Source organism: Streptomyces sp. NPDC051662 (genome assembly GCF_040681655.1).
Classification (GTDB): Bacteria; Actinomycetota; Actinomycetes; order Streptomycetales; family Streptomycetaceae; genus Streptomyces.
Genome location: NZ_JBFAZD010000010.1, coordinates 44,083 through 62,703, shown reverse-complemented (window position 1 = coordinate 62,703; position 18,621 = coordinate 44,083). Strand labels below are relative to the sequence as shown.

The window sequence follows — 18,621 nt, the reverse complement described above, 5'->3', positions numbered from 1 at the left end:
CAGGTCACCGAGGAACCCCAAGCTATCGGAAGTCTTGACCTGTATGTTCTGGGAACATACACTTGAGGGGTGGGGGAAGCTGTCGCCCGATGCGGCGGCCTCCCTGGGTCACAGAAGCAACCAACCATCGTCCTGGCCCTTCACCCAGCCATGCCAGCACACTGCACCGGGAGCTAAATGATCACGATGCCCACCGCCCGCGACGTCTTCCCCGCCGGCACCCCCAAGTCCGTCTGCGAGGACTTCAACCGCCACCGCAAGTCGGTCCCCACGGCCATGGAGCTGTTCCGCCAGCACGGAGGGCGCCTGGCCGAGGCGGACATCCTCGGCCTCAGCGACAAGCAGATGGCCGACGCCGCGCTCAGTGCCGGAGTGAAGGTCCCCGGAGGAAACGAGACCCGCAACCTGATCCGCGCGGAGCTGCGTAACCTCGCCGGGCTGCCGCCCCGGCCGGACAGCCTCGCACCCGCCACCGCGCCCGCCCCGACGCCGGTCAACGCCATAGCCCGTCCCGCGGGGACGCTCACCCCCGAGCAGCTGGACGCCCTCCTCGGCCTGGGGCTCCCGGTGATCCTCGTCCCGGCCCGCGCCGCGTAGCACGCTCCGGGGCCGCGGCGAAAGCTGCGGCCCCGACGCCTTGCTGGCATCCGTCCGCAGCCCCCTGCTCCGGCCATCCTTGGCCGATGCCGGGCCCGTTTCCGTTCACGTCTGACCGCCGCCCGCTCCGCGCGCGGCGGTCCCCTCACAGGAGGACACTCGCCCGCAGAGGAACAGCACGCCCCCACACGCACAGAGCGTGCACATCTCAAGAGCGCCAGCGCTCACTGCCTCGGCCATCTGCCGGAGGCTGCCACCGGGCGGCTGCTGCGCGTACTGTCCGACGCCGGATTCATCTACCGCGAGGACCTCGACGGTTTCCTCCTTGAGGGTGAAGACGCATTCACGTACGAGCAGCCCACGCCGTGGCGAATCACCAAGGCCGGTCGCCTCGCGGCTCTGACGTCCTCGCAGGTGAACGCACTGGTCGAACGAACCGACGCCGAAGGCAGGTTCACCACGAAGGCCACTTGGTCCACCACCCGCTCGCTCACCGAACTCGGCTGCGCCGAATACCGCGATGCCGACGGCCTGGTGCAGCCGAACGACGGTGATGATGGAGTCCGGGGCCCGCAGCACGCCTCGTTCCGCACGGACCTCGGACGGGCCGTTGCGGACCTCGCGGCTTCCTGCGCCGGCCCGGTATGACCGTTCCCGTGTCGGCTTGCCTGCACGGGAACGTTGATCAGCGGTCCAAGGCCCCGCGCACCGTGATACCGAAGCGGGCGCTCAGTCGACGGAGCTCCCACGCGGACAGCGCGGTGACTGACAGCGGCGCTCCGAAGAGGAACAGCATCTGAACGCTTGCCGGCGCCGCCACCGAAACGTCGTCGAACGTCTGGAACATGAACGTCGACCAGGCGAGCAACGGGGATATGACCGGGGGAAGAACCTCGTGGACGTCCCCCGTCCGGAAGACGTAGTGAACCGACAGGACGGCGGCGGTCAAGCCGAAGACGGTGGCGAAGAGCACCGCGGCCAGGACCGCGAGCAAGCCTACGAACTCTAGTGGCCCCAGGAGTTGGGTGAGGCGGATGCCGCCGTTGTCGCTCAGAAGCACCCATACCGTGAGCGCCGAGGCGAAGAGGGAGAGGAACCCGCCAACGGGTCCGCCGAGCCGGCGCCAGTAGAGGGCGCGCACCCGCGCCCGCGCGGAGACAACGAATGTCACCACTACCAGGGGACCGGCGATCAGCAGGGCGCCCGCGGCCACGAAGGTGTCGGAGAACCGGTCAGCGACGAACGAGGCAGCCGACTCTCGCATCGGGTAGGCGTAGACGAGCCAGCATGTCGCCGCAAGGCCGATGCCTGTCCTGAGGACTTGGACGACCTCGGTGGTCGGGTCGGTGACCCGGTTGTCGCGGGAAGGGCGGAAGATCCGCACCGCGAGCGTGAACGGGAGAAGCAGACAGCCGGTTCGTCGCCGTTGAGGAACGGCAGCGCCTCGGATGTGTGGTTGAACCTGAGTCCTCATGGGCCCCCTTCAGCGGGCGTCGGGGTCGAAGGGGGTTGCCTGTGTGGGTTCCGGCGTGAGCGGATCGCAATCCCTCGACTTGGCGGCGGGCGAACTTGGCGCCCTGTGTATGTTGCGATAACATACAGCACGTTGAGTTTGGTGCCTTCAGGGCCCCGTCGCCACGGCGGCCGCGGCCAACCGGACGTCCCGACACCCTGGCCGAGTCCAGGATCACCGTCGCCTCCGCGACCTCAAAAAGCCCGCCCGAATGTCCCGAGCGGGGCATGCCCACTCCCCGGACCGCTAGACCCGCGTCAACGACCCCGCCGACGCGCCTCCAACCGGTCGACGACACGAATTGTGAGGACCGCCTGTGGCCCGACCGCGTCACTCCGACTACGGAACCTGCACTGCCTGCGGCGACGGCATCGAGTTCATCTGGCGTGGCCAGGTGCTGCGCAACCACCTCAACCCCGACTACCACCTGTGCCGCGGCAGCGAGCGCCTCCCCAAGGAGGCGGCCGGGACCGATGTGCAGGCCCCGGAGAGCACCAGCCACGCGCGAAAGCTGACAGCGGGTTGATCGTGCCCGTGCAGGAGGCTCTGCACCTGCCCGACACCACCGACCTGTGCCAACGCTGGCGTGACCGCGTGCCGACCTGGCGCCGCACGAGTGAGGGTGGCTTCGCCCCGGACTTGCACCGCGTGATAGCGATCCCGGAGGGCCCAGCCCGCCGCTTCGTTGAACGCCATCACTACAGCGGAACCTGGCCGGTTATCTATAGCTGTCAAGTATCTGGCCTGCTCAGAGGGGCCCGACAGATTCAGGGACGTAAGGCTCGGGTACGAGCGAGCAGGCTGCCTGCGCCGGTCAGCATGTAGTTGTCGGCGGCCGCGCGTATGGCGTCGCCTTCGCCCAGCCAGGACGAGGTCTGGGGCAGGACCGCGGCGAGCTGGTCCACGTCGGCGGAGGGGTCCCACTCCTCTGTCGTGGTGGTGGCTTCCGCAATGGCTGCCTTCACCTTCTCGGCGCTGACGCTGTCGTCGGCCGCCAGCGCGGCGAGAGGCAGGTTGATGCCGGAGAGTTCGCGGGGGGCGATGAGCTCCGCGGAAACGCCCATAGTGCTGCCGGTGGTGTTGAGCTCGTTCTGCTTGGTCAAGGACTGGATGTTGGTATTGAGGGTCAGCACGCGAGATTCACACCTTCATGATCGGGAGCTGAACAGCAGAATCTCGACTTGTCAGCGAATTGATATCTGGTCGCTCATAGCGACCTGGTGACCGTAGTGCTGGGTCTGAGCTGTGCCGGGGGTCAGCGGACGGGTGAACGGAAGGCGAGATAGGTGCGGTTGTCGTGTTCGGCGAGGGCGGGTGCAGAGACGGCGTACGCGATGGGGGTGCCGGGGTCGCTCCAGGACAAGCCGCCTTGGTGGGTGCTGATCCGGATCTTGTCGTCGTAGTCGCGGAACGCGCAGTACAGGGTGTCCCCGATGACGGCCAGAGCCGGGGCGCTCGGGGTGGTCCACTGAAAGCGGTCTGAGGCGGCCCAGTTCGAGCCGTCGTGGCGGATGATCGAGATGTAGTGGCTCCCGTCCTGCCGGGCGGCGAGGTACAGCTTGCCCTGATAGGTGGCGAGCGCCGGTGCGGCACTGGGGGGAAGGTTGGGCACGGTGGCCGCTGAGGACCAGTCCCTGCTGTTGCTGGAGTAGCGGAAGAGGATCTGCCCGCTGTCGCCGCCGGCCGCGAAGTGCAGCGCGTTGTTGCGCACGGTCAGTGCCGGTGCGCCGTACGCGTGGAAGGGGAGTTGCGCCGGCGGGGTCCAGTCGGCGCCGTTGGTGCTGTGGCTGAGGAACTGGTCGGCGCTCAGGTTCTTGTGGCCCAGGAACAGGTAGCCCTGGAAGGAGACCAGCGCCGGGGCGACGTTGGTGACGGCGCCGGGAACCTGCCCGAAGGCGGTCCATCGGTCGTCTTGGAATCGGCTGACGTACACCCGGTCGTCCAGACCTCGGACCGCGCAGTACAGGTTGCCGTTGTGGACAGCCAGGGCGGGGGTGTCGGGGGTTTTGGACTCAGGCCACGGCATCACCCGGTTGTTCCACTGGGTGCCGGTGCGGGTATGCAGGCCGATGTCGTTGGTGAGGGGGTCGGTGACGGCCGCGCGGAGGTAGAGGTCGAACCATCCTTCCGCGAAACTGCCGGCGAAGCGGTGCCCGGTGCTCTCGCCCCAGGGGCGGGCGGCCAGGGCAACAAGCGCAGCCCGGTCGAAGGCGAGAGTGCGCTCCTGCACGAAGTCGTCTTCGATCCAGCCGATGATCTCGGAGACGAGCTGGGTGACGGCGGCGACCATCGCGATGAACTGGTGCAGGTATTCGTAGGGCCCGCCGATGGGCAGGGCGCTCATGAGCTCGGCGGCGCTCGCCAGGATCCGCGCGATCTCCGCCAGCTTCCGCCCCAGCTCGCTGGGGCGTTTGGAGTCTTCCTCCCAGCACTGGATATGGCAGACCAGCACCCTGTTGACCCGTCCCTCGAACAGCAGGGTGTTGGCGTCCATCTGGTGCGTCTCGTTGTACTCGACGTCGTGGTACGTGCGGGTCGTGCTCGACTGCGGCACATTGTTGTCAGCGCCTGCGCTCAGGCCCCAGTAGATCTCGTCCTCGCCGGAAAGCTCGGTGGACCGCTTGGCGCAGAAGAACTTCGACAGGGTCAGCCTGGTCTGCAATGGCCACCGCCCTGAGACCGGGGCGCCGTGAGCCGAGGCGGTCACCAGCGTCGACCCATACCCAGAGTCGGCCAGGCCCCGATGGAACGCCTCACTCTCCCCGGCGTCCCCGTGGGCGCTTCCGCCCTCTGGGGCGTCGAGGTCGATCACGTTCACGTTCGGCTGCGCCTTGACGTCCTCGTACACAGCCGGCAGGTCCGCGAGGAGGTCTGCCAGTGAGTACCCCTGGGCAACCGGGCGGCCGATCAGGCTGTCCGGAAACACCTGGTGGGCCTGGGGCGCTGACGCCTCTTCCCGGTATACCCGTCCGAAATCGCGCACCTCGTCGTCCGACAGCAGGTCACGGACCGGCCCGAGCATCCGGGCTTCCAAATCCGTCAGCTCCAGCCCCGCGTCCAGTCGCGCCGCGCCATGCAGCATCACGCCGTAGAGCAACCGCGAGCCCCGCGACGGACGCGCCCGCCCCGCGGCCTTCCCGGACGGCGCATCGCCCCGCAACTGCGCGCGCAGCCGCTCCAGGCGCTCACTGCGGGACACCTCAGAATCAGACGACATGGACGATCCCCTCAATATGGAACACAACGCGCACGCGCGCAGTACGGACCCTCCCACAGGGATAACACCATGCGACAGATCCTTTACGGACAGCACCCGAAGGAGGGAGTGTGTCTGCAGCGAGCATGCGATTGCGCCGCCCGCCTCATTCCCGCAAGGTCGGCCGCGTTGCTCTCGTTGAGCAACGTGGCGCAGACACCAGCCTGCTGGGCGATACCGCAGACGGGGACGGAAGCGGCACATGCTCTCCGGAGCCGAGCTGTACACGCCACCGGTCTCGGCATCAGCCCTCGGCGGGTGTCGTTGTTGAACCGGAATCGCAGCGCTTTGACGACCCGTCATGAAAAGATCGCCGAGAGAGGCAACCGGACCTGGTCGTGATGGAGATAGAACGCATGAGCGACGAACGAGACGAACCCGACATCAGCATCCCGAACTACAAGATCGACGATGTCATCCAGGGCGGGTCACGTTCGGCCGCCGTGACCCGCCAGGATGCCGATGTGACCGACCTGGGCGTGCTGACCGGGACCGGCGACGGCTCCCCGGGGATCACCCGGGACTCGATCCCGGTCACCGACATCACGCCCGGTGAAGCCACCCTGGAGACGGTCCCGGCGGCCGAGGTCGGGCCGCAGGACGTGGGAACGTTCAGCGTGCGCTACACCGGCCCCACCCCGCAGCTCGTCGTCAACGGCGGCACGGTCGTCCCCTCCGTCATCGCTGTCGTGGACGGCACGGGAGCTGTCGTCGCGGAATACGTCGCACGGCCCGCCGGAGTCGGCCAGCGTCCGGCCGGTGTCACAGGCCGGACGCTGGCCGTCGACCAGAACCAGCTCGTGGGTTGCGCGACCCCCGACTGCCAGCCGATCAGCTTGCGCCGGTAGGTACGGGTCACCCGCCGGCACGCAGGACAGGATCACGTCAGCCTGGCGCTGCCCCACACCCTGGCCGTCGCCGGCCTCGTCGTGGTCGCCTACGTTCGCCTCGCCTCGCCCCGCGCCTGAGCCGGGTTCGGGGGAGGATGACTGCGCCGGGGACGGTCTCGTCGCCCCCTTAACGGCCGCCCCGCCGGCGGCCGTCGTGGTGCTGGCATGGATCACACGGCGGGCTCCTGGTTCCCCGACCGGATCATGCGGCGCAGACTGGTCCGCGCCGCGGCGAGATCGTCCTCCATCTCGGTGAGCCGGCCCTGCAGTTCCTCGGCACGGGTCTTCTCCTGGGCGAGTTCGCCTTCGAGGCGCTGGTTGGCGGCGGTGAGCTCGTCGACGCGGGCGCCGAGGTCGGCGGCGCCGACCTGGTCGATCTGCTGGCCCAGGGAGCGGCGCACGGCGGCCTTGAGCCGGTCGACTTCTTCCCGCAGCCGCCGGTTGTCCTCCCGGGTAATCTGTACCTCCACCTGCCAGCCAGCCGGGGCCTTCCGGGCGCCGTCCTCGCGCGGCTGGCGGGCCTGGCGACGCCGGGCCTGTTCGATGACCTCGCGCACGCCCTCCGCGTATACCAGCCAGTGCGAGACCCTCGCCCGCCGCGCCACTGCGGTGAAGGTGACCGGCTCCTTCTCGGCGAGCATCTGGTCGACCACGGTCAGGACCCGGGCCCGTTTGTCGCGGGAGTCCTTCTGCCGGGCCTCACGCAAGACCTGCGCGGAGGTTCGGGGCTCATCCATGGCACGTGCTCCTGGTGGGAAGGCCGACGATCGGCAGAAGGTTCGGTGGCTCCGCGGCACGGACCTTGCGCAGCACGGCGGCCGCCTCCTCGATGTGAAGGCGCTCGGCTTCGGGCATCTCGGCGAGCGCGGTGCGGATGCCGGTGACCACCGTCTGGAAGGACTCGATCTGGTCGGTGAGGTTGCGGATGACGAACGCGGCGGCGCCCATGGCCAAGGCGCTCTCCCGGTCGGCCTTCAGACCGCGGATGTGGTCCTCTACCGCCGGGAGGAACGAGGGGTCCGGGCGGTAGAAGCCGCACCCCGAGCACTGGAAGCGGATCGGGCACTTCCCGCCGCCGGCCTTGACGTTGGACGGTTCGGTGCAGTTGCCGAACGGCGTCCCCACCGACCGGGCGTCGTACACGGTGGCCGACGAGGTCGGCATCGGGTGCCCGGACCGGTCGACGACGTGCAGCCGCATCATCTCCACTGCCTCGCGGCGCCGCTTCAGGGAGACCGTGAAGTATCCAAGAGTGGTGTCTGCCGACCGGTGGTCCATGAGATCGCGCAGGGTGTGCAGGTCGGTGCCGGCGTCCGCGTGCCGCTGGGCGTAGGTGTGCCGGAAGGCGTACGCGAAGATCCGGCTGCGGTCGAACGGCAGCGGCAGGCCGTCCTCGTCGGCTGTGTCGGTGACCAGCTCGGGCAGTCCGTCGACCCACTGCCGGATCATCTTCGCCACGGTGTTGGCGTCGATGCAGGCGTCGTAGGCGTGCCGGGCGGCGGGGAACAGGAAGGTCCGCGAGCGGGCGGGGAGCTTCAGCGTGGCCCGGATCTTCAGCCACGCAAGGATCGCGAACGCGGTCTCCCGGCTGACCTCCAGACGGCGCCGGTTGCGCCGCGACTTGTGGTTGTCCCAGATCAGGACGTACTCGCCGCCGTCGGTGTCCAGGCAGTCGATGCGCAGCCAGCGCACCTCCCAGGGGCGCCGGCCGGTGTCGCGCAGCAGTACGTAGACGGTGCGCAGCATGGCCTGCACCACCTCCGGTGGGAAGTCCCCGTACGGGAAGTCGGTGCCGATGAGGTCGGTGGCCGCATCCAGTTGGGCGAGGACGAGCTCGGGGATGGCCTTGCCGGCCATGTCCTCGCTGGCGTCCTCGTAGGGGATCTGGTGGTGGCGCTGGCGGGCGAAGCCGGTGGCGAGGTCGTCGACGATCTGCAGGCGGCGGCCGAAGTCGAGCAGCTGGCAGAAGCTCGTGAGCAGCTCGTTGCGGGCGCCTGCGGACAGCGGTCCGGTGCCGTCCTCCCGCTGGCGGGTACGGATCTGTTCGACGACGGCGTCCATGTCGGTGACCTTCAGCGCGGACGGGTCGTGGCCGCCGCCCGTTCGCAGCTCCAGGGCGCGAGACGCGGCGGAGCAGCCCTTGAAGAACCGCCGGAAGTCGGTGTTCTCCGGGGTGGTCTCCTTCACCCAGTCCGCCAGCAGTCGGCGCAGCCAGTCCTGCCGGATCACCGAGGTGTCCAACTGCCGCGGGACCGTACGGACCCCGGAGCGGGTGCGCGAGCGCAGACCCAGGTCGGCGAGCTCCCACACGGGTTTGTCGAGCGGGTCGATCCCGCGGAACCGGTCGAAGGCCGCGCGCACCAGGCGCAGGACGTCGTTCCAGTGGGCCTCGCAGTTGCGGTCGGGGTACCCGAGGTCGGCGAGCTGCTGGGGCGGCATGGCGCCGATGCTGTCGACGCCCTCCAGGCCGCGGACCAGGAGCCGCACCGCGACCGGGCTGAGCGTCGGCCGCTGGGCATCACGCTGGACCAGGGCGTAGAGGACCTCGCGGCGCAGCAGCGGGTTCAGCGGCAGCAGAGTGAACTGGTACCCGCTCAGCCACGGACTCTGCACCGCCGCCCAGCCGGCCATGTCCTCGCCGGACGCGTCCGTCATGCCGAGCTTCTTTCGGTGCAGGCGCCAGCGCTCGCGGTGGTAGGTGCACAGCGCCGTCCGGCGGCCGTGCGCGGTGCCGACGCAGGCCCCCACCAGGCACGGACGGCCGGGAGGAAGGGGCCTGGCGACGGTCGCGAGCCAGTCGGCGAGCTCCAGGTGCGTCTGCCCGCTCCTGTGCTCGTAGCGCCACTTCACGTAGTGCGGGGTGCAGCTGCCTCGGCTGGCCGCTTCCAGTGCGCAGCGGATCCCCTCGGGCTCCGCCGAGCAGTGCGGGCGCGATCCGGGCAGGGCCCGGACCGTGGCCCGGCGGCCGACCGTCGCGAACTCCTCTCGGCTCAGCCCGCTCTCCACGAACTGCTCGTAGCAGGACCGGCACAGGTGCCGGCTCGCGCGGACCGCGACGTGGCAGCCGGCGCTGTTGCAGCGCCAGATCGCCGTCGTCGACTCGTCCGGGTCGCCGGTGAACAGCCAGTGCTCACCGGCCCATTCGTCGGGTCGCCACAACGGGTCGGTGTGCTCGTCCAGCCACGCCTGCCACCGCGGGCGGTCGAAGGGCAGCGGTACCACGGTCGGATCGGCCGCAGGGACGGCCAGGGTGGGAAGGCTCATCGGGCGATCTCCAGACGCCGGGCATCCGCGCGCTCGACCGCGGCCCGCTTGTCGTCGTCGGAGGCATGGACGTACACGCTCATCGACGAGTCCGACAGGTGTCCCAGCAGGTCGGATACGACGGAGCGGTCGGTGCCGCTGCGGATCCAGTGCGTCGCCGCGCCGTGGCGGACCATGTGGGGGCGGGCGATCAGGTCGGCCGCGCGGGCGAGGCGATCAAAGAGGTCCTTGGCGTTGGAGTAGGTCATTGCCCGGCCCAGCGGAGCCCGGAAGAGGTTCACCAGGACCTGCTCGGTGAACTCGGCCTCCGGCACCGCAGCCCGCTCGTAGAGGTAGTCGGCGTAGCCGGCGACCAGCTCGGTGGTCACCGGTATGACCCGCGGCCGCCGCGACTTCGCCCAGGCGCCGTTGCTGTTCAGCCGGCGCCGCACGTGCAGGTGCGGGCCCTTCACCTGGCAGCCGAACGCCTGAGAGTCGGGGAGCAGGTGCATGTCCTCGCGGCGAAGCCCCAGCGCCTCGCCGATCCGCATTCCCGTGCACCACAGCAGCAGCACCAGGAAGCGGTCCCGCGCGTGCCGGGCGACCTCCACCAGGCGCACGATCTGCTCGATAGTCAGCCACTCGATCCCCGCGTCCAGCGATGCCAGCTTGATCAGCCGGGACCGGATCGTCCGGTGCTGGTCGTCCTCGCCCGGGTCGTAGCCCGGCGGCAGGTAGCGCAAGTACTTGGGCTCCGTCAGCTGGCCCAGCAACTCGCGGGGCACCCAGCCCATCCGGACGCCGAACGCCAGGAACTCGCAGACCGTGCCGACGATCGCGTTCGCGGTGTTGTCCCCGCGGAACCGTTCCGGTCCGCCACCTCGCCGGCTCCGCGACGGCAGCGGTTCCTCGACCAGCCAGTGCAGGAACCGCGACAGCTGCCAGACGGTCACCGCCGCCCAGTCGAGTCGCTGGTGGGCGCAGTACGAGAGGTACAGGGCCGTGCGGCCGGCGTACGTGCGCTCGGTGTTGTACGCCCGGCCCGCGTTCCGCAGTCCGACGAGGAAGAGCGATCCCTCCCGGTGCAGGGCGTAGTCGTCGGCTCCGATGACGACCCATGCGGCCCGGTCTTCTGTCACCTCCGCCCGCTCGGCGCGGAAGGACGTGACGAATGTGCCTGTAATGCTGAACACCCCATGGATACCGATGGCTGAGCCAGGTCGGCCGGTACATGCCTGACGTGGCTGCTTAAAAGATCACCGTGAAGATAAGGCCGGCTGTCCGCTTCGCCTACGGCCTGCAGCGCATCGACGAGCCAGCGGCCCCCGGCGAGCCCGCAGGCGGACGGCTCCTGGGAGTGCTGTCACTCGGCATCCCGATGAACGGCGCCGTCCTCGACATCTTCGAAGGAACCCGCAGATACGCGGAGACCCTTGAGCTCAACAGGCTCGTACTGCTCGACCGCGCAGAATCCAACGCCGAATCCTGGTTCTGTTCCAAGGCGTTCAAGGCAGCCGCCCTCCAGGGCATACGCGGTGTCGTTGCACATTCAGACCCTCAACCGCGTACGCGGCAGACCTCTGACGGGCCCGAGCTGATCAGCCCAGGGCACATCGGCCACGTGTATGTCGCCCAGGACTTCCTCTACTTGGGGCGCACCCGCCCGCGCCGACTCACCATCCTGCCGGACGCCACAGTGCTCTCCGAGAGAGCCGCGCAAAAAATCCGGCGCGACGAGGTGGGTCATAAAGGGGCGGCGAGGCGATTGACAAACCTCGGGGCGCCACCGCGCCAGGCCGGCGAAGCTGGCGCCCGCTGGCTCACCCGAGCGCTCGAAGAGATCGGCGCCACAACTATCCACCACCCCGGCAACCACCGCTACGCCCGAAGCATCGGCCGGCGCCGGACTCGCCTCCTCGGCACCGCCTACCCGGCCCCGCGCGCCGCCCCCTCTCCCTGACACGGCGGCCAGCGGTGATGCCCGGCCGGATCGCCGCCTCTGTCCACAGGCCCGGTTCCGCAACATCACGACCACAGCTCTTCGACCGATGCAGAGGGAGACCCGCGATGCCCAGGACGCCTTCCAAGCGCCGAAGCGGCGCCGGCGCGAGCGCCCAGGCCATGGCAGATGTCATCCGCGGCGACGAACGGCGCAAGCAGCACCGCACCGCCGCATGGGCGCTCCCCGCCTCCCTCGTCCCGTCGGCGGCCGCCGCCTACATGACGGCGGCCGCCACGAACCGGTACGTCGGGGCCACGGTGCTCGTCATCGCCACCGTCCTTGCTCTCCGCCGCATCTACCGAAGCAAGGGCAGCTCCTGGGCCACCGGCGCCGCCGGGGAGCGACGGACCCGTCGCATCCTCGCCCCGCTCGTCTGGTGCGGGCTCGGACGATGGGCCGTACTCCACGACCGCCAAATACCGCGATCCAGAGCAAATCTGGATCATTTGATCATCGGGCGTTGCGGCCCTGCGTACGTCGACACCAAGACCTGGCAGTCGAAGACCTCCAAGGTACGCATCGACGCCCGCGGGAGCCTCTGGTACGGGCGCTACCCGCAGCAACGTGCCGTCGAAACCGTGCTCTGGGAGGCTCAGCGCGCCGCGGAAACACTCGGCCACCCGGTACGGGCCATCATCGCCGTCCACCACGCCGCCATACCCCCAGGCGGACTCGTCAGCGCCGGCGTCACCATCATCCAGGCCACCGAGCTGCGCCGCCATCTGCGGTCCTTGCCCAAGGAACCCGGCTGGAACCGAGCCCGCATCCGCCAGGCCGCCCTTCTCGCCGACCAGCAACTGCGCCCCGCCGCATGACCTGCCGAGCCCTCCCCGCGCTCCGCGCCCCGTCCTTCTACGGCTCGGTGGGCTGGCACTCCCACCCGCCGCCCCGGACCGGCCGTTCGACGGCCGTGCCCGAACTGACGAACTCCGAACCCGTCCCCGCCCTACCTACGAGGAGCGAACCATGCACATCGCGATCGTCGACGGATACTCGACCGGCGCCGCACTGGCCCGCCAGCTGCACGCTCTGGGCGTCACCTGCACCCACGTCCAGAGCCAGCCGCAGGCCAACGAACACCTCCGCCGATCCTTCGACGCCGCCACCTACCTCGCCAACCTCGGGTACGAACCCGATCTGCAGGTGGTGGCGGACCGACTGACCAAACTCGGCGTCAGCAGGATCACGGCCGGCGCGGAATCCGGGGTGACCTTGGCCGAACAGCTGTCGCTCCACCTCGGCCTTCCCACCAACTCGGCCGAGCATCTGGCGGCGCGACGGGACAAACGACTCATGGGCCAGGCGGTCGCCGCGAGCGGCCTGGCGACACCGAGGACGAACGTAGCGCGGACCCCCACCGCGGGCCGTCGCTGGTTCGAGGCATCCGGACTGCCCGAGGCCGTCGTCAAACCCCTGGCCTCCGCAGGCAGCGACAACGTGTGGTTCTGCCGCACCGCCGCAGACGTGGAGGCGGCCTGTGCCTCCGTCCTGGCAGCCCCGACGATCTTCGGCGAGCCCAACCGCGCCGCCCTCGTCCAGGAGCGCCTGGTCGGCGCCGAGTACTACATCAACACCGTCTCGCACGAGGGCCACCACCGCGTCGCCGAGATCTGGCGCTACACCAAACAGGTCAGCCCGGTGTCCACCCCCGTCTACGACTACGAAGAGCCGGTGGCGGCAACCACCCAGGAAGCGCGCACCCTGCGCAGCTTCACGTTCGCGGTACTCGACGCGCTCGGCATAAGGTCCTCGCCCGCCCACACCGAGGTCATGCTCACCGCCCGCGGCCCCGTGCTGATCGAGACTGGAGCACGGCTCGGCGGCGCAACAGTCCCCGACGTCGTCGAACGCTACTGCGGTGTCTCCCAGACCTCACTGGCCGCCGCCGCCCTGGTCGACCCGCAGAACCTGCTCGGCTTCGACGACTCCCGGACCATCTGGACCGGAGCCGTACGCCACGTCGAGTTCGTCAACCACCGGCAGGGGCAGGCCGACGCCCACGCCGCCCAGAAGGTCGCCCAACTGCCCAGCGCCGTGGCCGTGGGATCCGCCGTCGACCCCGGCGAGCTCATCGATCCGACCGGCAGCCTGCTCAGCTCCCCGGGCTACGCCTACCTCGCGGCCGACGACCGCGACGCGGTGGAACGGGACTACGCCCGCCTGCGGGAATGGGAACGTCAGGGCCTCCACACCGTGTGAGCGCGAGCGCGACCTCGGGTGAAAACCCATGGCAAAAGACCCAAGAGCGTCGATAACATGTTGGAGTACGCCCCGGGTAGCAGTCACTGCCACCCCCCCCGGCACACTGTCCGGGGCAGAGCACAGCGAGCCCCGGGCCGCCACCCTTTACCGGGTGGCGGCCTGGGGCTCGCTCATGTCCGGGGCTTCGGCTGCTCCTTGAGTCACCCGGACAGGTTGGTCAGGCCGCCAAGCCCAGCGCGCGGCGAAGCGGCGGCAGTTCGACCAACGGACCGGGACTGCACGCACCGTCGCCGGCGAGCAGACCGAGGTACTGCTGCTTGCGCGCTCGGTGCTGGCGCAACCGGTACGCGAGTACTGCCTCACGTCTTCGCAGACGGCTCAACTTCTCCTGTGCGGCCGCGCGAGTCACTTCGGCGCGCTGCTTGCCCGCGGCGATGCGAAGGGCCTCTTCGTCAGGCCGGGACAGGTAGTGGAGCGCGAGAGCGCGCAACACGGCGGACGCCCGTCGAGAGGTCGCGTCCGGAGCGGATGTCGAGGTAGTCGGGCCCAGCCGGATCTGAGCGGGAAGGTAGTCGGGGGACGCGGGAGTGATGTCGTGGGTCCGTCCGCCGTGACTCCAGCCACCGCTGAGCTTGACTCCGTTGATGGACGGCTCATCGGTGCACTCCCGAGACCAGAACCCGTCCTTCGGCCGGCCGTAGGAGATGTAGATGCCCCGCGGGATTGCCTGCGAGCGGTCGTAGAGGTCGGGCCCCACGGTGAATGTCCCGCGTACCCGACCGCCCTCGACCTCGTAGACGACGCGCCCGGGCAGGACACCGACCTCCCTCTCCCGGACGGTGAGAGTGCCCATCGGGGCTCCGTCCCGCCCGACGAAGGGCAGTCGCACGGCCTCGCTCACGGGCGGCTGGACGGCCGGTTGACGTCGCCGAACCAGGCCGGCCACCTGGCTGATGCGCCGTCGAGCGGCCGCGCGGTCGTCGCGGACCGTCTGCAGTTCGGCCTCCAACCTTCCGATCTGGCGTTCCTCGTACCTGACCTGATCAGTGGCGCTGCTGCGGGCAGCAGCACGAACCAACTCGGCCCGATCAGAGCGCCGGTACCAGTGCTTGACCACTGCGACGACAACCGCCTCGGTCAGAGCTCTCGCCCCGTCAGGAATACGACGGGTGCTCCCGTTGTCGCGCCGGACGACCGCATCGGACACAAGGAAGTGATCGCGCCGCGAGACAGTGCGCGGGTTGATGGCGTCGGTGAACCCGTGAAGACGGACACCGCGCACGACCGGCTCGTCGGACCGTGGAGCCGACCAGCTGAGGTCGTCCAGCCCGTCACCGAACCGGACCCGCACGGCAGTGGGAAGGACCGGGCCCCCGTGCGGGGTACTGGAGACGACGACGAGGGTGCCCCGGATGTGCGGGCCGCGAATGATGTAACGGCTCTGGCCGTGGTCCAGGACGCTTGTTTGGATCTTCAGGGTGCCGAAGCCGCGCAGAGGCAGCTCAGCGAGGTCCCCGTGGGATTCAGGAGGCACGTTTCTCCCTTCGGAAGTGGGTGAGGTGGCCCTCCGTACTGGCCGCACGGTCGCCAACGGGCCTCGGAGGGTCACCGACTGGCGAATGACGGCCGGGTGGCCGAGCGGTTCACGAGAGGTCCGGGTCCTGGGTGAGTACCTCCGCGGTGCGTCCCGCAGCGTCGGTTACTTCCCAGAGAGCCTCGGTGACAGCGGCGTCGAGCTGGCGCTCACGCGCCTGGTCAGCAGCGCCCTGGCCGTCGACGGCGCACTCGACGGCGATGCTCCAGGTGGCGATGAAACTGTCCGGAGCCGTGTCCTGAGGCGGGATGCCGGGGATGAGAACCAGCGAGCCCAGGTCGAGAGCTGCCCGCCAACCGGCCGTCTGGAGAGTCCCGGTGTAGGAGGTGGTCATCGTTTCCTCGTGCGCGAAGTCATCTGAGTTGAGCGGGTTGTAGCGCACGACGATGTAGTGGGACTGGTCTTCGGGTGCGACTCGTTCCATGAGCACTTCGGCCAGGTCGTGACCAGCCTGCTCCAGTGCGATACGCAAGGCGGTGATCGCAGGGTCGGCCGAGTTCGGGGGATAACTGATCGGTGCCTCCTGGGGCTGAGGAGCTGGGTGAAGGGCGCGCGGTAGCCGACGCGGTGCACGGCTACGCGCCGTGCAGGGGCGCTCGAAGGGGGAGCGCCGATGGTCCGAGGTAGATGACCGTGCACGGGGCTTCGGGGTGGAGATGTCTCTCGACCCAGAGCAAGGCCAGTGATTCGACAGCGGCCTGGTCGTGGCCGCTGAGGTAGTGCAGCAACGTCTCCTCGTCGGCGTTGTACCCGGTGCCGCCGGCCTTCCAGATGACGAGCACCCAGTGGAGCGTCTCGGATGTACTGGGCATCACCGCTCCTGATGGCTGGCGGCCACGAGCGCCGCAGTGGGGAGGCCCGGGCCCGGAGCGCGGAAGCGCAGAACTGTGCCGGTTCGGCCGGACGGTGTCCGTCGGATGGCGAGTGGACGAGGGACTGGGGCCATGAAGCGGGGACTTCGAGGGATCTTCCTGCTCGTGCGCTGCTCCATTTCGTTGCCGGTAGAGGTGCTGCCCGGCCCGACCGGGGTGAGTCGGGCCGGGCAGCCGGGGGAGGGGTGGCCGGGCAGGTGGACGGCTGGAGACCGCAGCCGTCGGAGCACCTGGAGAGTCTCCGAGCCCTACGCCTCGCGATGGTCGAAGGCGTCGTAAGCCGGGCAGGAGTCCTGTCCGCCTGTCCGTCGGTGCAGTTGTGAAGGCGGAGGGCGCCGGGTACGGCCCGTCGAGTCGACGCGACCAGGTTGGCGTACGGCAGCAGTTTGCCGAGGCGGTCCTCAATCATGTCGAGGGGGCCGCGCCGGGAGACCGACGTGAGATCGTCCACGCGCGAACCTCCTAGAGGGATGTAACCCGCACCACTTTCTGACAACTAAGATATTACATATGAGGTACGGCGAAGTCAAATCTTACTGGTCGTCACTGGTGTCTGGAGCGTAATCCCGGGAGTCTCGATGCCAGTTCCTGAGGGTGGGCGAGGCCGTATGGTTGCAGCGAGTCGCGCCTCCGCGTGGGGTGTCGAGCCACCAGGGAAGGCAAGTGTGATTTTACAAAACGAGCGATCATGGTAAGGTCTTACTTGTCAGTCGAGCAGGGATGGCATCCCGCAGATCGGGAATGCCTTAACCTGCGTCGCGGAGTCGAATGCGGCATATCGCCCGGACCCGCTGGAAACAGTTCGAAGGGTGTGAACGCTTTTGAAGCGAGTGGAGCCGGGCACGGGCAGCACGATGAGGGTCTCGGTTCTCGTAGCCCTCGGTGCGATCGCGTTCGTCGCCGCGTTCGTCGCGGTGGAGGCGGGGTACCCGATCGTCTTTGCCGGCGGCGTGGTGATCACGCTCGTCGTCACGGCGTGGCTCGCCCATGACGCTTGGCGCACCCGGACGCGACCCGAACGATAGCCCGGAAGGGCTCTTGGCCCGGATCGTGACTCGTCCAGTGCGGGCCCGCCCCGGTCGAACGGAGGGGCTTGGCATGCCGGAACCGAGACGGCGCTCATTGGCCTCGGGTCGCGAACGTCCGTCTCCCACGGCTGTCAGCGGCAAGCCCTTGGCAGTAGCAACATCCATCCTCAAGACGCCGATCAGGCGCGAGCACATCAGGAGAGTTACCTCATGAACCGCAGTGAACTGCTGGCCGCACTGGCCGACCGCGCCGAGGTGTCCCGCAAGGACGCCGACGCAGTCCTGTCCGCCTTCGCCGTGATCGTGGGCGACGTCGTGGCCAAGGGCGACGAGAAGGTCACCATCCCCGGGTTCCTGTCCTTCGAGCGCACCCACCGTGCCGCTCGTACCGCGCGGAACCCCCAGACCGGCGACCCCATCCAGATCCCGTCCGGCTACGCCGTCAAGGTCTCGGCGGGCTCCAAGCTCAAGGAGGCCGCCAAGGGCTAGCCCAAGGCGGCATGACCCTCGGGTGAGGGCCAGTTCGCGCTGCTGGGGCGGTCGTTGAGGCGACCGCCCCAGCAGCGTATCCCGGCTCCGAAAGGGCGGTCATGGTGCGTCATGCGTCGCACAAAGTTTGGAAGAACCATGGTGAACTTTGGTACCATGGTTGAGTAAGGAGGGGGTACGCATGGACGAAGCCCTCACCGCCCTTGAGCGGGAGATGGAACAGCTCCGCCGTGACGCGCGAACGGCGCACACAGATCAGGACCATCCGGCCGTGCGCGCCGCCTGCGAGCAGCTCCGCCTCGCCGAGAGCGCGTGGTACGCGCGAATCGGTCAACCACCCCGGCAATCCGCGACTGCTCAACTGCCTCCACTCCGGAGCAAGGAGCAGATGCGCCTGACGCTGGCGATGATCGGCGCTCCCGCGGCGCCGAAGGACATCCGAAAGGTCACCCTGGCCTTCACCGGCATGGACTTGCCGTGGTCACGACTGGCCAGCGTCCGGCGCGATGAGAAGCGTCGATACGCCACCTCCGCAGGAGCCGCTAGCTACATCTGCCCAGCTCTGAACGCGGACACCTTCACCCCTGTGCGCGGTCTCTACGCGTTGAGCGACTGGCCCCTAGAACGCCGCCTGTACACACGTACATCAGCACGAGTCGACTTCCTCACCATGGTCACGCGGCTCGCCACACACGAGCAGAGCGCGACACCTCCGGTACGCGAACTCCTGCGACGTATGGCAGACGAGATCACCGGCGCCACGGTGAACGAGAGCACCTTGACCGCGGCGGCCGTCACACGCGCGGCCGAGACCGAGCTGCGCACCATCGTCCAGGACGACCGAGCTCGGCGCACTGCCGCGGCACGGGTCGCCCGGCGCGATCTCGACCCGGTCGAGCAAATCTTCGGAGCACCCCGCAACTGATCTTCCGCAG

19 protein-coding genes are annotated in these 18,621 nt (G+C 68.9%); 10 read left to right on the top strand and 9 right to left on the bottom strand.

The window, feature by feature from the left end:
* The first annotated feature begins 177 nt into the window (after positions 1-177).
* Together AB0M67_RS18315 and AB0M67_RS18310 are read left to right on the top strand one after the other, a co-directional pair.
* Entirely contained in the window at positions 178-597 is a 420-nt protein-coding gene (locus tag AB0M67_RS18315) for a hypothetical protein (protein WP_365746541.1), read from the top strand.
* Between the two features lie 414 nt (positions 598-1,011).
* Positions 1,012-1,245 carry a hypothetical protein gene (locus tag AB0M67_RS18310; RefSeq protein ID WP_365746539.1) on the top strand — a complete coding sequence of 78 codons (234 nt, stop codon included), beginning with the start codon at positions 1,012-1,014 and terminating at the stop codon, positions 1,243-1,245.
* A 37-nt stretch (positions 1,246-1,282) separates the two neighbouring features.
* Here AB0M67_RS18310 and AB0M67_RS18305 read toward each other — a convergent pair whose 3' ends face one another.
* Positions 1,283-1,981, bottom strand: coding sequence for a hypothetical protein (locus AB0M67_RS18305; RefSeq protein ID WP_365746537.1), 699 nt, complete (start codon positions 1,979-1,981; stop codon positions 1,283-1,285).
* Positions 1,982-2,426: 445 nt separating this feature from the next.
* On the opposite strand from AB0M67_RS18305, the gene AB0M67_RS18300 reads away from it, so the two are divergent.
* Positions 2,427-2,636 carry a hypothetical protein gene (locus AB0M67_RS18300; RefSeq protein ID WP_365746536.1) on the top strand — a complete coding sequence of 70 codons (210 nt, stop codon included), beginning with the start codon at positions 2,427-2,429 and terminating at the stop codon, positions 2,634-2,636.
* A 241-nt stretch (positions 2,637-2,877) separates the two neighbouring features.
* Here the strand turns inward: AB0M67_RS18300 and AB0M67_RS18295 are convergent, their stop codons facing one another.
* Both AB0M67_RS18295 and AB0M67_RS18290 read right to left on the bottom strand, forming a co-directional pair.
* Positions 2,878-3,243, bottom strand: a complete 366-nt coding sequence (locus AB0M67_RS18295; RefSeq protein ID WP_365746534.1) for a hypothetical protein — start codon at positions 3,241-3,243, stop codon at positions 2,878-2,880.
* Between the two features lie 122 nt (positions 3,244-3,365).
* Complete coding sequence (locus AB0M67_RS18290) at positions 3,366-5,327, bottom strand: hypothetical protein (RefSeq protein ID WP_365746532.1); 1,962 nt, start codon at positions 5,325-5,327, stop codon at positions 3,366-3,368.
* Between the two features lie 395 nt (positions 5,328-5,722).
* Here AB0M67_RS18290 and AB0M67_RS18285 point away from each other — a divergent pair, with 395 nt between their 5' ends.
* The gene (locus AB0M67_RS18285) at positions 5,723-6,214 is read left to right on the top strand and encodes a hypothetical protein (protein WP_365746530.1); all 492 of its coding nucleotides are present in this window, start codon (positions 5,723-5,725) and stop codon (positions 6,212-6,214) included.
* A gap of 212 nt (positions 6,215-6,426) precedes the next feature.
* Here the strand turns inward: AB0M67_RS18285 and AB0M67_RS18280 are convergent, their stop codons facing one another.
* From AB0M67_RS18280 to AB0M67_RS18270, 3 genes are read right to left on the bottom strand one after another with little or no spacing between them, the layout of a single operon-like run.
* Positions 6,427-6,993, bottom strand: coding sequence for a DUF6262 family protein (locus tag AB0M67_RS18280; protein WP_365746529.1), 567 nt, complete (start codon positions 6,991-6,993; stop codon positions 6,427-6,429).
* Positions 6,986-9,520, bottom strand: a complete 2,535-nt coding sequence (locus tag AB0M67_RS18275; RefSeq protein WP_365746528.1) for a site-specific integrase — start codon at positions 9,518-9,520, stop codon at positions 6,986-6,988. Before AB0M67_RS18275 ends, AB0M67_RS18280 begins: the two co-directional genes overlap by 8 nt.
* Entirely contained in the window at positions 9,517-10,692 is a 1,176-nt protein-coding gene (locus AB0M67_RS18270; protein ID WP_365746526.1) for a tyrosine-type recombinase/integrase, read from the bottom strand. The genes AB0M67_RS18275 and AB0M67_RS18270 overlap by 4 nt, the downstream gene beginning before the upstream one ends.
* A 68-nt stretch (positions 10,693-10,760) precedes the next feature.
* Between AB0M67_RS18270 and AB0M67_RS18265 the strand changes: the two genes are divergently transcribed.
* From AB0M67_RS18265 to AB0M67_RS18255, 3 genes are all read left to right on the top strand, one after another.
* Positions 10,761-11,459 carry a hypothetical protein gene (locus AB0M67_RS18265; protein WP_365746524.1) on the top strand — a complete coding sequence of 233 codons (699 nt, stop codon included), beginning with the start codon at positions 10,761-10,763 and terminating at the stop codon, positions 11,457-11,459.
* Positions 11,460-11,566: 107 nt separating this feature from the next.
* Positions 11,567-12,316, top strand: coding sequence for a nuclease-related domain-containing protein (locus tag AB0M67_RS18260; protein ID WP_365746521.1), 750 nt, complete (start codon positions 11,567-11,569; stop codon positions 12,314-12,316).
* Positions 12,317-12,467: 151 nt separating this feature from the next.
* Entirely contained in the window at positions 12,468-13,700 is a 1,233-nt protein-coding gene (locus tag AB0M67_RS18255) for an ATP-grasp domain-containing protein (protein WP_365746520.1), read from the top strand.
* A gap of 220 nt (positions 13,701-13,920) precedes the next feature.
* Here the strand turns inward: AB0M67_RS18255 and AB0M67_RS18250 are convergent, their stop codons facing one another.
* From AB0M67_RS18250 to AB0M67_RS18240, 3 genes are all read right to left on the bottom strand, one after another.
* Positions 13,921-15,237, bottom strand: coding sequence for a hypothetical protein (locus AB0M67_RS18250; RefSeq protein WP_365746519.1), 1,317 nt, complete (start codon positions 15,235-15,237; stop codon positions 13,921-13,923).
* A gap of 109 nt (positions 15,238-15,346) precedes the next feature.
* Entirely contained in the window at positions 15,347-15,769 is a 423-nt protein-coding gene (locus tag AB0M67_RS18245; RefSeq protein WP_365746518.1) for a hypothetical protein, read from the bottom strand.
* A gap of 103 nt (positions 15,770-15,872) precedes the next feature.
* The gene (locus tag AB0M67_RS18240; RefSeq protein WP_365746517.1) at positions 15,873-16,109 is read right to left on the bottom strand and encodes a hypothetical protein; all 237 of its coding nucleotides are present in this window, start codon (positions 16,107-16,109) and stop codon (positions 15,873-15,875) included.
* Between the two features lie 881 nt (positions 16,110-16,990).
* Here AB0M67_RS18240 and AB0M67_RS18235 point away from each other — a divergent pair.
* From AB0M67_RS18235 to AB0M67_RS18225, 3 genes are all read left to right on the top strand, one after another.
* Positions 16,991-17,194 (top strand): hypothetical protein, encoded by a 204-nt coding sequence (locus tag AB0M67_RS18235; protein ID WP_365746515.1) that lies wholly within the window; start codon positions 16,991-16,993, stop codon positions 17,192-17,194.
* Positions 17,195-17,407: 213 nt separating this feature from the next.
* On the top strand, positions 17,408-17,686 hold the full coding sequence (locus AB0M67_RS18230; protein ID WP_365746513.1) for an HU family DNA-binding protein: 279 nt from the start codon (positions 17,408-17,410) through the stop codon (positions 17,684-17,686).
* 181 nt (positions 17,687-17,867) lie between these two features.
* The gene (locus AB0M67_RS18225; protein WP_365746511.1) at positions 17,868-18,611 is read left to right on the top strand and encodes a hypothetical protein; all 744 of its coding nucleotides are present in this window, start codon (positions 17,868-17,870) and stop codon (positions 18,609-18,611) included.
* Positions 18,612-18,621 lie beyond the last annotated feature (10 nt).

Coding starts and splice junctions, on each gene's coding strand:
- AB0M67_RS18255 (WP_365746520.1), top strand. CDS start 12,468: ATGCACATCGCGATCGTCGACGGATACTCGACCGGCGCCGCACTGGCC.
- AB0M67_RS18260 (WP_365746521.1), top strand. CDS start 11,567: ATGCCCAGGACGCCTTCCAAGCGCCGAAGCGGCGCCGGCGCGAGCGCC.
- AB0M67_RS18230 (WP_365746513.1), top strand. CDS start 17,408: ATGAACCGCAGTGAACTGCTGGCCGCACTGGCCGACCGCGCCGAGGTG.
- AB0M67_RS18285 (WP_365746530.1), top strand. CDS start 5,723: ATGAGCGACGAACGAGACGAACCCGACATCAGCATCCCGAACTACAAG.
- AB0M67_RS18225 (WP_365746511.1), top strand. CDS start 17,868: ATGGACGAAGCCCTCACCGCCCTTGAGCGGGAGATGGAACAGCTCCGC.
- AB0M67_RS18315 (WP_365746541.1), top strand. CDS start 178: ATGATCACGATGCCCACCGCCCGCGACGTCTTCCCCGCCGGCACCCCC.
- AB0M67_RS18280 (WP_365746529.1), bottom strand. CDS start 6,993: ATGGATGAGCCCCGAACCTCCGCGCAGGTCTTGCGTGAGGCCCGGCAG.
- AB0M67_RS18290 (WP_365746532.1), bottom strand. CDS start 5,327: ATGTCGTCTGATTCTGAGGTGTCCCGCAGTGAGCGCCTGGAGCGGCTG.
- AB0M67_RS18275 (WP_365746528.1), bottom strand. CDS start 9,520: ATGAGCCTTCCCACCCTGGCCGTCCCTGCGGCCGATCCGACCGTGGTA.
- AB0M67_RS18240 (WP_365746517.1), bottom strand. CDS start 16,109: ATGCCCAGTACATCCGAGACGCTCCACTGGGTGCTCGTCATCTGGAAG.